We start from the raw sequence: 14,176 nt of genomic DNA on the forward strand, positions 1-14,176 counted from the left end.
TGTAAAAAGAGATTTCATGGAAGAAAAAAACACCAATCCCAGAAGGAAGTTCCTGGACACCGGCCTGAAAGCAGGTTTGCTGACCGCGATTGGAGCAGCAGCGGCAAAAGCAGCCATGAATATAGATAAGGCCTACTCTGCCGAAGAGGAAACCATTGAATTAATGACCCCCGGTGGAACTCTGGTCGAAGTTCCGGTTTCCCAGGTCGAAGAGATCCCGGAATTGAAGGATGGCGATTACAAAGTAAGGGAAGGTTTCCCCAACCGGAAGTTTGTCATGGTCGTAGATCTCGCACGGTGCAAGAATGCAAAAAAATGTATTACCGCCTGCAATAAAACCCACTTCATCACCGGTGAAAATGCTTGGCTGAAAGTATATAAGATGCAGGAATCTGAGAAATCTGCCCCTTACTGGCAACCCACCATGTGTATGCATTGTGACAAACCTCCCTGTGTAAAGGTCTGTCCGGTTGATGCCACATTTAAAAGACAGGATGGTTTGGTGCTGATCGACAATGAACGCTGTATCGGATGCCGGTTCTGTATGGCTGCCTGCCCCTACTCCACCCGTGTATTCAACTGGGAAGAGCCCAAACAAGGGGAAATGACTGAAATTTACCTCCAGATGGAAGAGATGGAACATATGGGTCATGAGATGCATTCACCTGACTATGCCGGTCTGCCCAGTCTGAAAGGTACTGTGGACAAATGTGATTTTTGCCCTCATATGATAGACCAGGAAGAACTGCCCCATTGTGTCACCGCATGTCCTAATGGGGTCTTCTTCTTCGGTGACGCTTACGAGGATACCGTAACCAATGGTGATGAGACCTTTAGATTGAGTAAGCTTCTGGAGGAAAAAGCGGGATACAGGTTGTTGGAAAACCTAGGAACAGAACCGAGTGTATACTATCTGCCCCCGTCTGACCGACTGGTGAATTTCGAGGAAGGGCTGGAAAATTATACGGAATACGAATCAGTAGAAAAACCCGAAACCCCGGAAAATACTGAAGAATTATGAAGGACTTAAACAATTTGATACAGGACCTGGCACCTAAAAAATTCACTGTTTTGGGGAAGGTGTGGACAGGGTTTCTCATCCTGGTCATCATCGCAGCCTTGGTTTGCTATTATTTTCAGTTGCGTGATGGCCTGATCATCACCGAAATGAGGGATTATGCCCTATGGGGAGTCTACATCTCGAATTTTGTCTTCTTTGTTGCCATAAGTCTGGTGGGTTCCCTTATGACTGCCATTCTCAGGTTATCCGGGGCGAACTGGAGCACTCCACTTACCCGAATTTCTGAGATCATCGCCGTGGCAGCCATTATCATGGCAGGCCTGACGATCATCATTGATATGGGGCGTCCTGACAGGATCCTCTATTTGTTTACCCATGGTCGATTACAGTCCCCTATAATTTGGGATGTCGTCGTCATCTCCACATACCTGGTGATAAGCCTTTTGCTCCTGTATTATCCACTGTTGCCCGATTTTGCGATCCTAAAAAGGTATTTCAGCAAGAATGGGACAGCATCCAAATGGTACGGTAAATTATCGTTGAACTGGAGCGGAACTGAACAGCAGAATAAACTCTACAACAAATCCATCAGGATTCTCTCTATCATGATCATCCCTGTGGCCTTTGGCATACACACGGTCACAGCATGGCTTTTTGCAACCACCTACAGACCGGGATGGGATAGTACAAATTTTGGGCCTTATTTTATCGCAGGTGCTTTTGTTGCAGGAGCCGGTGCGGTGATTACCATCATGTTCTTCCTCAGGAAATCCCACGGTTTGGAGAACTATATTACCGATGCTCATTTTGACAAAATGGGCAAATTATTGGTCCTGCTTTGCCTGCTTTATCTTTATTTTAATGTGAATGAATACCTCGTTCCCGCATATAAAATGACTGTAGAAGAAGGTGTTCACTTAAACGAACTATTTTTAGGACAATATGCGGCTTTATTCTACCTAGTGATTGTAGGGGGATTAATCGTCCCGATTATAGTCCTCTTATCTCCTAAAGGCAGGAAACCCTTCCCTGTTTTTATCATGGGAATGATTGTGGTTCTAGGAGCCTGGTGGAAACGCTACCTTATAGTAACCCCTACCCTGCTTCACCCTTTTCTCCCTATTCAGGGTGTTCCGGAATCCTGGCACCACTATTATCCGAGTACTATGGAATGGATCATCACCTTTGGCACCCTGGCCGGTGCACTGCTGATCATAACGATATTGGTGAGGTATGTTCCTATCATACCTATTCACGAGACAGCAGAGGAAATGGGAATTGCTGAAACTGAAAAAAACTAAAGGTCATGAACATGAGAATCTCCAATTTTGTGCTTTGTGTAATCCTCGTCCTTTTTGTTTCAGGAACCTTTCAGGGGCACTCCCAGTCCAAAAAGAACAGGGCCCGGGTTTCCTTGAATTACGAGAGCATAACCGGCGATGGTTCATTCCTGATCATCTCGGCTAAATTCAGGGGAGATGAAGGCTTTGAATCTGCCAGGGATATGAATTTTGATGTCTATCAGGTCTTTGAAGGTGATAGTCTTTCCCTATTGGGCAAAGTTACGACCAATGCAGATGGTATTGCCAAATTCGCTCTGGAAACCCTTTCTGATCAAAATGCGAATGAAGAAGGGGAATATACACTTTGGGTTGAGGCCAAAAACAATATAAGTTACCAGGATACGGATAGGGACATCACTTTTAAAAAAGCTGAATTAGTGGCTAGAATTGTAAGTGAAGAAGGTATTAACCATTTGGTAGCCACCTTGGTGGATTCAAGAACAAATGCCCCTATATCTGATCAACCTCTCTTTGTTTATGTAAAAAGGCTTTTTAAACCCCTAAAAATAGGTGGAGAATTTATCAGCACCGATGAAACTGGCACAATTTCTGTTCCTGTGGATAGTGATTTACCAGGTTTAAATGGTAATTTAACCCTTGAAGTGGTGTTGAGCGATAATGATCCCTATGGCACAGTTAAAGCCGGGGTGACTGAACCCATCGGTATTCCGATTGTGGATGACTCAACTTTTAATGAAAGAACCATGTGGTCGCCCCCAGGAAAAACACCGTTGTTCCTTCTGGTTTTCCCAAATCTGATGATCATTGGAATCTGGGTGACCATAGCACTATTAATCTTTAACCTCTTTAAAATAAACAAATCTAAATCTTAATTCAATCATGAAAAATGCATTTATCTTTGCTCTTCTCAGTGTCCTTTGCTTAGGGTTCCTATCTTTCACAGACTACATCCAGGAAGCATGGGTGGTTCCCGGCAATTACAAGACCATGAAAAACCCGACGGACAAATCCGATAAAGAAAACCTGGCCATAGGGAAATCTCTGTATTCCAAACATTGTAAATCCTGCCATGGAGCAGAAGGATACGGAGACGGACCCAAAGCTGCTGATCTAAAAGGCGATCTGGGCGATTTCTCTTCTGCAGAATTTCAAAAGCAGACGGATGGGGAATTATTTTACAAAACTACTTTTGGGAGGGATGATATGCCCGAGTTTGAGAAAAAGATCCCGGATGCGGAAGACCGCTGGCTCGTAGTTAATTATATGAGGACCCTGGAGGAATAAATCCCCTATTTTTTAAAACTGTAAACAACCTACGGCACTCAGAGGCATTGTAGGAAGGAGGGAAATTATTAACGAATTTATGCACAAAAACTACCAACCCTTGGAATACGTTTTACGATATATAGGAATATCGCATAACACAGCATCAGTGAAACAACGGGAGGCTTTCCATATCCCAGAGGAAGATAAGGCTAAATTCATCCTGAGACTGAAGGCACTGTTTCCCGACATCAAAGGGCTATTACTTCTGGCCACCTGTAACAGAACTGAGCTATATTTTGAATCGGCTACAACAACAACAAGGGAGGTCCTTGAATATTTTATAAAGAACGCTTCAAAGGCCGTTGCAGATCCCTGCCATTCCCTTTTTTCCAGAGGTGACCATACGCTCCACTCTGTAAGGCATCTGGTTGAGGTATCGACAGGATTGCGATCCAAGGTATTGGGAGACGCTGAGATCATCTTCCAAATCAAAAAGGCTTACAGGATATCAAGAGAGATAGGTGCCCAGGGATCCTTGTTGGAAAGGGCCATGCAAACCGTTTTCAAAAGCCATAAACGCGTCAGTAACGAAACACATTTCAGGGATGGTACCACCTCGGCGGCCTACAAAGCACTTAAGACCATCGAGACTTACTTTGGAAAACAGGAGGCCAGACATAAAAAGATCCTGATCATCGGTGCGGGGGATATTGTAAAACAACTCTTTAAATACGTAGGTAAATTTGATTATGATCAGATCTTTGTGAGTAACAGGACCATGGAGAAAGCCTCTTATCTCGCAAATAAACACGGGGCTGAAACCTATCCCTGGGTAAAGGTCCTGAAAAATGAATTTGAGGACTTTGATGTGATCATTGGCGCAGCAGGCAATTGCCACCACCTGGTCAATGCTATTGATGGCAAGCCAAGGCCTATATTGCTCATAGACCTGGGATTACCGAGCACGATAAATCCGCTATTGACCTCCAAACCAGAGGTATCTCTTTATGATCTCGACACCATATCCTCTGAATTGGAGAACAACCGTGAATTGAGGTTGAGGGCGATTTCTGCAGTTCAAGGCATCGCCGGGGAAGAAGTAGCCTTATTTGAAAAATGGTATGCTGAAAGACCCCTTCGCAAGATTCTGGCCCACTATAAGATCAATATTAGGAATCAGGTGGAAGATTTCTTGCCTGAGTGCGACGAGTTCTCATGTGAGAACCTGGTAGAACTGTTAACAGCCAGGGTAGTGCGCAGGATCGCCAAAGACCCTGATAAGATTTATACAAATGAGCAATTAAATCACCTGGTTAAGGTCGAGGCCTATTTCGCCATGGAACCTGACAACGGTGTGAATCACAAATTATCCCAATCATGAACAGAACATCCACAATACTTTTAGTACTCGGCAGTTTCGCACTCACCAGCTGTGATTTCTTCGGTCCGAAAACCACCGATCCCTTCGCTATTCAGAGGGGTGTGGACCCCGAGGAGTTCAACGAAGGATTGGACAGATCAATGCATGAGATCACGATCCTGCAGTATACGCCGGGCACCAAATACCTGTATGCAGAAGTCCGGGAAGGGGATCGAACCTACTGGATAGCCACCCAGAAACAAACCATAGTGGAAGGCAGCACTTATCTGTACAACGAGGCCTTGCTGAAGACACATTTTGAAAGCAAGGAACAGAATAGGGTATACGATACCCTTTACATGATCACCGCTTTGATTTCAAAAGATCACGGGATGCCCTCAGACTCCTACCCGAAAAGTGAGAAAATCAATACATCTGAGAATACGTTAGAAAAAAAGGGTAAAGAACAACTTGAAAATGCTCCCTCTGCAGGCAAAGTGTCCTTATCGGATCTCTTTGCAAACCCGGAACGGTACGAGGGTAAGATCATCCAAATAAGCGGAACCTGCAGTAAGGTCAGCACAGAAATCCTGGGCAGAAACTGGGTTCATGTAGACGACGGCAAGTCTGGGAAGGAACTCGTGGTCACCTTACAGGAAGTTGTTGAAAAAGGCGAAACACTAACGATCGAGGGAATCGTTCAACTCAACGTGGATCTGGGCAGTGGTTACACTTATGATATCCTGCTGGAGAAGGGCATCGTACTCGATTAGAACCTTTCCCGTCAAATACCTGAACAAAGCATGCTTGGGGCTTTATCGGTATAAGGTAAAATGCCCAACATACTGTTGCTTTTCCTTGTCGTTAGCATTGACAACATACCAGTAATCTCCTGTCGGTAATTCGCTGCCCTCATATGTTCCATCCCATGAGGTGACCTGATTTAGTACGGCAACAACACGTCCGTACCTGTCGTAGATCTTTACATCGATATTGGGGAACAGATCCCTGTTTCTCGGGAACCATACATCGTTATTATTATCCCCGTCCGGAGTAAAGAAATTTGGTATATCGAGCATTCCTGTAAAATCAAAAGGAATAGACATGGTAGCCTCACATCCTTGCTGATCTACCACTCTTACTGTGACCATAGAATCCTCAAAGACCTCATAGGTATTTTCACTTCCAAAGGAAACACCCTGGAAGAAATACTCGTAGCCTCCGAAACCTCCGGTTGCCGTAGCAGTAAGCTCGTTTGGACCGCTTTTAACCAGATCGAGGGTCAGGGGATCGTATTGATCTATTGTAAAGTCGACAAAGGTGCTACACCCGTTAGAATGGTAGATATACACCGTGTGATCGCCAGCTGGTAAATCCCCCCAGGTACGGTTATCATCGGCCAATGCGGTAATCGCATCCGTAGGATCTGCGGGATCAAGCGCAAATAAGATCTCAGCGTATTGCGAAGTATCCTGTATAGACACAACGGTGGTATTGTTGGGGAATATCCCATCACATCCGTAGTTGACTACCACCTCGGGAAGCAGGTCTACCCCAATTCCCACCGGTACAATTACATTGGTTTCACAGCCCCTGGCATCTCTGATAAAGATCACATAGGTCTCTCCTCCACGGAGGTTTGTGAACGTCATAGTAGGATTTGGGGCAAAATCTGCCGGATCTGAAGAATTCAGGGCAAATTCATAGGGCGCCGTTCCACCGTTTACAAAGACTGTAACTGCGCCATCTTCATCTCCCAAACAGGTCTCAGGAATCGAATTACCAATTCCGGCAACCAATTCTGCGGGCTCCGTTATCGTGATTGTCTGGGTTATGGTACACCCCAGTTCATCCTGGATAATAACTTCATAGCTCCTGGGTTCAAGATCGGTAAAGGTCTTTCTGTTCGGGAACATCGGATCATCCCCCTCAAAAAACTCACTCAACTGATCAGCAATGGAGTATCTGATAATCCCCGTACCTCCACTGGCCTCAATAATTAACTGACCATCAATGTCACCGAAACAGCTTACGGGAACGGCTTCAATATAATCTAGTACTAAGGGTGGTGGATCTACAATAGTAATAGGCGTGGAAATAGCCGTACAGCCACCACTTTCAGCATATACCCAGTAGGTACCCGGACCGAGATCACGGAAAATACCAGATGACTGTGCTGATCTTTCTGTATTCCCTGCTGTTGGAACCGGAGGAACGTCAGAATTAAGCAGGGTATAGACATAGTTTCCAATTCCTCCAAAAGCCTCAGAACGGATAATTCCGGTCGCTTCTCCCGCACAATTGATCGTAGCATTGGTTAAATCAAGCGCAATCACCAGCGGTGCTGCAGGATCGAGAGAAATCTGGTTTGAAATCTCAAACGGACAACCGTTTGAATTCTGTACATCGTACTGGAAAGGACCTGGATCTATCGTAATATCTTCGGTAATCTGAACCACGGTTGCAAGGGGATCTATTGTACTCAGTGGGATGAAAGGATCTGCGGTCCCTGATCTTCTGTAAAAATAACTTACACCGGGCTCAGGATTGGTAATGGTCAGTTCCATGATTCCAAAATCCCCACATCCCGGAGGTTGTAATTCAACCAATTCTGCTATAACTACAGGCGGATCTACTATGGTAATCGGCACGGTGGTATAGCTACAGGACCAACCGTCGAAAACGGTGATGGAATAGTCTCCTGAAGAGAGATTCGCAAAAGAAGGCGTGGTTTGAAGACCACTGCTGGTTCCATCCGAAATCCTGTTCAACTGGTAGAGATAATTGCCCGGACCTTGTCCGCCACTCACGTTAAAGGCCTCAATAACTCCGTTGTTATCGTTATTACACTGTAAAGGTGCTGTAATCTGTATATCAGCATAGATCGGAGTGGGTAATAAAAGATCTATGGTGTTGGTCGCGATACACCCTTCCAGGTCTCGCACATTAATAGTATAGGTACCATCAGACAAATTAGTGATACTCGGATTTGTGCTTGGGAAGTCCTGTAAGATGGTAGATCCATCAGGAGCAATCACCTGATATTCATAGGTTCCCCAGCCACCGTCTCCGGTAAGGAAGATCTCTCCGATACCCGGAATGGCACAAGTCACTTCTGCTGTCTGCTGGATGGCAACAGTCAGGGCCCTGTCTGGCTGCCTTACTGTGGCCACATTACTTACGGTGTCACAAAATGGATCATCCAGAGCCTCAACATGTACCACCAAATTACCTGCCGGCAAGCCTGTAATCACTCCGGGGTTCTGACCGACGATATTGGTGTCAAAAGTCCCGGTAACTCCTGTCGTAGTCTCAACCCCCATGTTATCTCTGGAGAAAACCTCATAGTTGTAGATTCCTGTATAGCCATTAATCTGTATGCTAATTTCCCCATCGTTACCATTAAAACAGCTCACTGGTTTAACCTCAGCTATCACGGCATCTATATTGTTATATTCGGGTACATTGACAACCGCTGTGAGGTAGGAACAACCTGCATTCCCAATATCAGTTACCGTAAAGATATAATCTCCGGGGGTGCTTATGCTCCAGACCACTCTGTCTGTACCTCCTGAATTCTGTACCGCAGCAGAGCCTAAGGGAAGAATCTCCACATCGTAATTTCCGGGTCCCTGATCTACAATAATCTCAATAGAACCTGGGTTTACTCCTACTCCACTGGCGTCACAACTAAGCGGATTCACGAGGTAGGTAAAGGTGAGGTCTGTCGGCGCATTTATAGTTATGGTGTCGGTAATTTCACAACCATTCTGATCCCTGGCAATCAGGGTAATGGTCTGATTTGTACCATTGTCTATCACCTCAAAGGTATTGCTGGTCTGGAAATTAGTCCCGTCAAAGGCCGGGGTGCCATCATTCATACTATACGTATAGGGTGCTGTACCTGTATCAATTCCGGTACCGTCACCGTTGGTATCAGTGTAAATAGTAATTGTTGCCGTATTAAATCGGTTACTACTAGGGTCGCAAGTAAAATCTGTATTGACGGTGTTGATCTGTAATGGAGAAGGTTCGGCAATAACGATATCACCAGATCTGTCCGTACAACCCCGATCTGAAATAACCTCAACCTGATAAGTTCCTGGAGCCAGATTATCAAAAAGTGAAATCCCCTGTGGGCCCTGTAAAACCGTTGCTGTTCCTCCATCGTATAGGACGTAGGTAAATGGACTGTCAGTATCTGTCCCTGGGAGCAGTTCAACTCCAATAAAACCGTCATTGGCTCCATTACAAGTCACATCCCCGAAAGGCGTGGCCGAAATTGAAGGATTCGTCACTACAGTAACATCAACAGTTGCCGTATCAGAACAAAGTGGAACAGTATTAGAATCAAGGTCGGTGACCAATATGGAATACGTACCCGGAAGGATATTGATAAAGACCGGGTCGTTTACTTGCACGATCACCGGATTGATACCATCGTCGAGTTCGTACTGGAAATTCCCACTACCTCCGCTTGTATTTACGGTGATTATCCCATCACCTGCATTACAGGTAGGTTCTGAAGTGGCACTTGCTGAAATTGCAAAGAAATCGAACACCCTGGCGACATCGGTACTAGTACAACCGTTTCCATCCCTTACGGTAATAGTGTAATCTCCCGGATTAGGAACAATAAAATTGGGACTCGACTGGAATCCGCCTCCGATATCGTACTGAAATGTTTCATGAGGCAAGCCGGAACCTGTACTCAGAGGAGAAAGAACATCTATCGTATAATTGGCTACAGCAGTACACTGGTTACTTACATCAAATGTAGGCACCGGCACACTCGCATCAGCGGTGACATTTACCGTGGTAAAACTAGTACAACCAAAACTGTCTTGGACGTAAAAATCGTAGTTAGCCGGGTAAGGACCAGGAATTTCGTAGGTCGTCTGGGCCGTGAAAACTCCCGGAGCAGGATTACCGGATGGCACATAGGCAAAACCATATGGTGGGGTTCCACCGTTGCCTCTCACTGTCACAAACGCCCCTGCATTACAGGTTGCCGGTATATTATTGTCGATGACAATAGCCGGAACATTGGGCACTATATCTACCAAGGTACTGGCAGAACAGCTGGTATTGAGGTCTTCTACGATAATTTGATAATTGCCTGATGGCAGAGCGGTGAATGTTCCGTTATAGGGTATCGGTTCATTAAGCAGATCAAAAGGCCCTGTAATAATTGCTCCTGTGTTGGTATCCTGTAATTGTATCCTTATATCGCCAGGGGAACCTATACCTGTCACTTCATAGTCTATAGTACCATTGGCAGTAGGTGAACATGCGGCAGAAGTCGCTGTAGCAGCAACTGCAAGGGGTGTTGGACCTACAATAGGGTCTATTCGTTCGATATAGGTACAACCCAATGCATCCTGAATCTGTACGAAGTATGTTACACCGAATGTCACTTCTGCAGCAAAATCGTGGATGTCAATCCCGTTTACGTTGGCTGGCACAAGCGGATTACCCACCAAACCGAATAGGTAGGGAGCTGTACCTCCACTGGCCTGTAACCTGTATGAAATCCAGGGATCGGTACAGTTTAAAGGAGGTACATCAAGCGGTGTAAGGGTAAGCTGATTTTGTACTACGGTAACAGTATCTCTGTCTTCGCAGCCTGAGGCATCCTGAGTTATTACTGTATAAGTTCCGGGTATAAGATTAGGAAAATTAACTGCTGTAAGTGCCGTTGGACCAACCGTGGCAATTGTTGCCCCATTAATATCCTGAAGGATGTAGGTGTACAAGGCTGTACCATTGGCAACTGCAGTAACATCTATGGATCCTTCCACTGTGGGAGCAGCGCACACGGCATCATTAGCCACTATTGTAGCGTCAACGGGTGCACTTGCATTTATAGTAGCTGAAAGCAAAGGCGTTGTACACCCTCTGCTGTCTCTGATCATAAAGTTATTGTACACCCCCGGTGCAAATCCTGAAAACACATTCTGTGTCCCAAAAGATACTCCACCGTTGTCACTAAACTCATAAGGGGGTACACCGAAATTTGTATCCGGGGTAAGGGTAATGATCCCATTGTCATCCCCACAACTGGTGTCAGTAGGAGTGGCAAAGCCCACAATGGCTTCAGGAGGCGAAATAGTCACCACATTTGTTTCTGTAGTACAACCTCGACTATCACTTACCAAAAACTGAAAAGTAGTATCGGTAATAATCGATCCATCGTTGGGAATACTGTAAATAAATGAATTTCCGGTAATATTGTTTGAAGAGGAAGTGTATGGCGCACCATCTATGCTCACTTCATAAACATCATAATCTCCTCCGGAAGGATAGCCATTAGAAATGGTTACTTGTATTTGAGCCGGCGGACCTCCGCAATTGAGTTCTGTGATCGTCACCGCATTCGCAGAAATCTCGGGTTCAATAACTATCGTAACTGTGTCACGACAATCATTGGCATCTGCAACTTCAACGATATAGGTATTTGGAGTAAGCCCGTTAAAGGTACTCCCTCCTACCCAAAGGCCACTATTTATTCTGTATTGATAAGGTGGTAATCCTCCCGCTGCATTAACAGCAATAGTGGCTGCATCCACGTTATCGTAACAAAAATCACTGGCCGCATTATCAATGGTTAAGGTAGGTGCGGCAAGGGAATTAAGGGTAAAACTATCCGTTAGGGTACAACCATTCGCATCGGTCACACTCACCTGATACAGGCCATCAAGGGATAAATTAGAAAATGTATTTCCATTTTTCGGGCCTCGCACTGACAGATCGGGTTGGGTGAGGGTATATCGATTTCCACCCCATCCACCAATGGTATTTATGGTAACGCTTCCGATATTCCCATTCTGGCAACTCATTGGCGTTACATTGAGGTTACTGATGGCAAAGGCCACAGCAGGCTCCTCGATAACAAGGGTAGCCGTATCGGTACAATTGGTATCTTCATCGGTTACGCTGATCACATAGCTTCCTGCGCTTAGTCCGGTTAGTGAAATTATCCCATTGCTCTCACCGGTATTCAGGGGTCCCGCATCTATACTATAACTATAAGTAGTGGCAAATCCGTCTACAAGGAATCGGCCTTCTCCGTCACTGTCACCTACACAAGTCACCACCCTGGTTGCCTGTGCCTGTACAGATATTGAGCTGATATCCGTTATCGCAAAAACTTCATCATAGGAGCATCCCTCATTATCAGTAACCCGGAATGTGTAAGTACCTAGTCCAAGTCCGGTAAAAACAGGGTTATTACCGTTGTTTATAGCACTTGCTGCAGGAGCGGTGATCTCATAGGTAAAGGGCGCTGTACCATCTGTAACGGCTACTGTCACCGAGGCAGTGCTGGTGATACAATCGATACTTGATATGGTAAAATCCATATCAGTTGGCTTATCCAGGGCATTGAATACGATGGGTGCTAGACTTTGAACACATCCATTAGCATCCCTTATTTGTGGGGTATACGTTCCTACGCCGAGATTTGTAAAAACAGTAGTTGCACTGAAACCTGCACCCAAACTGTAATCATAAGGGGCAGTACCCCTGATACACCGGAGATTGTAATTTGCCCACCGTTTTCATTCAGACAGGTAGGTGAACTATCAACGGTTGCCGTGGCGGTAATACTAGATGGTGTTCCCACCGTTTCCACCGTAGCCGGCGTGGTACAGACAAAGCTCCCTTGCTGATAACGAATCATTACGTCATAGCTGCCTGGGGCCAATCCAGTAAATACATTACTGCTTTGGTAACTAACCCCATTGTTGTTACTGAATTCAAGGTTGTACCCAAAACCATTGGTGACATTTACTGTAATACTTCCATCATTTGCCCCGCCGCAATTGGCATCCTGAGTAGTAATGTTGAAAACAGGAGGAGGGAGGTCTTCCACATCAACACTCGCGGTTCTGGTACAGCCGTTGGCGTCTTCAATTAATATGGAATAAGTACCTGCTGATGCCACGGAAAAAACGGCTGTGCTTGCATAGGGAGAACTAAAACTTCCTCCGCCGTCCAGGCTATATCTGTAGGGAGAAGTTCCCCCTGATGTGTCAATGGTGACATCTACCGTTGCTGCACCACAACCAAAACTATCGTTAGCGGTAGCAGAAACTGCAATAGGGCTGATCCCGTTCCCTATTACAATGGGATCCGAATTGACGTCAAGAGTAATGAGTTCGTTACATTTGTTGGTTTCCACCCTTACACTGTAGGTTCCCGGGCTCACATTGGCAAAAGTGTAATTGCTTGCTGCATCAGGACCGAAGGTATCTACCGTTACTGCATTCTTGATAAGCCTGTAGGTATAGAATCCAGGAACTCCGGTGACCTGCACGTCAATACTACCCAGCTCCCCGCTACACAGAATATCGTTTGCAGTAACGTCCACATTGATGTCGAGGCTTTGTACTGTAACCGAGTTGGAGGGGAAAATACACGAACTACTCGATACATTCTTCAATCTTACATAAACCAAATAATTACCCGGGGCGGTGATATCAAAGAAAGGGGTGTCCTGATAAGGTCCGGCAGGGCTATTCAAGCTGTACTCATAACCGGCAGGAACATTGGTAATTTCAACCCTACCCGGATTACCGCAAATGATATCCTCTTTAATCAACTGTGGATTAAGAGGATTTAAGGTAGATTTAAAATAGTAGTATTGGCCTCCATCGACCCTTACCCGGAATTCACCGCTCGAATCCAGGTCGTAGGTAGCTCCCGTACCTACGGTGTCGTAACAGGTGTTGTTGGTATTTGCACAATCTTCCACCACAGAAGCTGCACAACGGTTTGGGTCTAATTTTTGCCATTCGTAGGAGGTTCCGGACTGACTTAAACTCAAGGTTCTGACGTCACTGGTACCACAGAGAAAGAATTTTGCAAGGGTACTACCGTCATTAGGGCAGGTTACCTCTTCATCGGCCCCTAGAATAATGGTGACAAACATTGGGGCATTAGGGGATAGGGCTAGATCGGTCTCCACAGCAACGGCAGAAACGGAAAATTCCGCTTTATTATCTGCTTTTGCCTGATTGGTCTCAACCGAGGAAACACTATCAAACCTTGAAAAAAAGCTGTAAACGCTTGGATTTGCTATGGCCGATGTACCTATGATACAGAACACCAACCAAAGCACGGCATACAAAAAATGCCTGAATTTTTTAGGGAGCATAGGTTAATCCATATTATGGCAAGAATATGTTGATTTGGGATCAGTATATTCAGAGCGTAGTTATCAAT

The 14,176-nt window shown here is 45.4% G+C and carries 8 protein-coding genes; 6 read left to right on the forward strand and 2 right to left on the reverse strand.

Features of this window, described 5'->3' with window-relative positions; all coding sequences use genetic code 11:
* Nucleotides 1–16 precede the first annotated feature (16 nt).
* From EQY75_RS08405 to EQY75_RS08430, 6 genes are all read left to right on the forward strand, one after another.
* The gene (locus EQY75_RS08405) at nt 17–1,021 is read left to right on the forward strand and encodes a 4Fe-4S dicluster domain-containing protein (RefSeq protein WP_129604875.1); all 1,005 of its coding nucleotides are present in this window, start codon (nt 17–19) and stop codon (nt 1,019–1,021) included.
* Nucleotides 1,018–2,322 (forward strand): NrfD/PsrC family molybdoenzyme membrane anchor subunit, encoded by a 1,305-nt coding sequence (nrfD, locus tag EQY75_RS08410; RefSeq protein WP_129604878.1) that lies wholly within the window; start codon nt 1,018–1,020, stop codon nt 2,320–2,322. The genes EQY75_RS08405 and nrfD overlap by 4 nt, the downstream gene beginning before the upstream one ends.
* A gap of 5 nt (nt 2,323–2,327) precedes the next feature.
* Complete coding sequence (locus EQY75_RS08415; RefSeq protein WP_129604881.1) at nt 2,328–3,197, forward strand: hypothetical protein; 870 nt, start codon at nt 2,328–2,330, stop codon at nt 3,195–3,197.
* A 7-nt stretch (nt 3,198–3,204) separates the two neighbouring features.
* A complete protein-coding gene (locus EQY75_RS08420) occupies nt 3,205–3,609 on the forward strand; it encodes a c-type cytochrome (RefSeq protein WP_129604884.1) in 405 nt (134 codons plus the stop codon).
* A 100-nt stretch (nt 3,610–3,709) separates the two neighbouring features.
* Complete coding sequence (locus EQY75_RS08425) at nt 3,710–4,972, forward strand: glutamyl-tRNA reductase (RefSeq protein WP_165200593.1); 1,263 nt, start codon at nt 3,710–3,712, stop codon at nt 4,970–4,972.
* Nucleotides 4,969–5,724 carry a hypothetical protein gene (locus tag EQY75_RS08430; RefSeq protein WP_129604891.1) on the forward strand — a complete coding sequence of 252 codons (756 nt, stop codon included), beginning with the start codon at nt 4,969–4,971 and terminating at the stop codon, nt 5,722–5,724. Before EQY75_RS08425 ends, EQY75_RS08430 begins: the two co-directional genes overlap by 4 nt.
* A 42-nt stretch (nt 5,725–5,766) precedes the next feature.
* On the opposite strand, the gene EQY75_RS08435 is transcribed toward EQY75_RS08430, so the two are convergent.
* Nucleotides 5,767–12,450, reverse strand: coding sequence for a T9SS type B sorting domain-containing protein (locus EQY75_RS08435; protein ID WP_246019836.1), 6,684 nt, complete (start codon nt 12,448–12,450; stop codon nt 5,767–5,769).
* Entirely contained in the window at nt 12,402–14,108 is a 1,707-nt protein-coding gene (locus EQY75_RS14235; RefSeq protein WP_246019838.1) for a hypothetical protein, read from the reverse strand. Before EQY75_RS14235 ends, EQY75_RS08435 begins: the two co-directional genes overlap by 49 nt.
* Between the last annotated feature and the right edge of the window lie 68 nt (nt 14,109–14,176).

The sequence above is a fragment of the Muriicola soli genome (genome assembly GCF_004139715.1).
GTDB lineage: Bacteria > Bacteroidota > Bacteroidia > Flavobacteriales > Flavobacteriaceae > Muriicola > Muriicola soli.

What these genes read in the sequence shown, in the direction of transcription:
- EQY75_RS14235 (WP_246019838.1), bottom strand. Translation starts at nt 14,108, where the DNA reads ATGCTCCCTAAAAAATTCAGGCATTTTTTGTATGCCGTGCTTTGGTTG.
- nrfD (WP_129604878.1), top strand. Translation starts at nt 1,018, where the DNA reads ATGAAGGACTTAAACAATTTGATACAGGACCTGGCACCTAAAAAATTC.
- EQY75_RS08430 (WP_129604891.1), top strand. Translation starts at nt 4,969, where the DNA reads ATGAACAGAACATCCACAATACTTTTAGTACTCGGCAGTTTCGCACTC.
- EQY75_RS08405 (WP_129604875.1), top strand. Translation starts at nt 17, where the DNA reads ATGGAAGAAAAAAACACCAATCCCAGAAGGAAGTTCCTGGACACCGGC.
- EQY75_RS08420 (WP_129604884.1), top strand. Translation starts at nt 3,205, where the DNA reads ATGAAAAATGCATTTATCTTTGCTCTTCTCAGTGTCCTTTGCTTAGGG.
- EQY75_RS08415 (WP_129604881.1), top strand. Translation starts at nt 2,328, where the DNA reads ATGAACATGAGAATCTCCAATTTTGTGCTTTGTGTAATCCTCGTCCTT.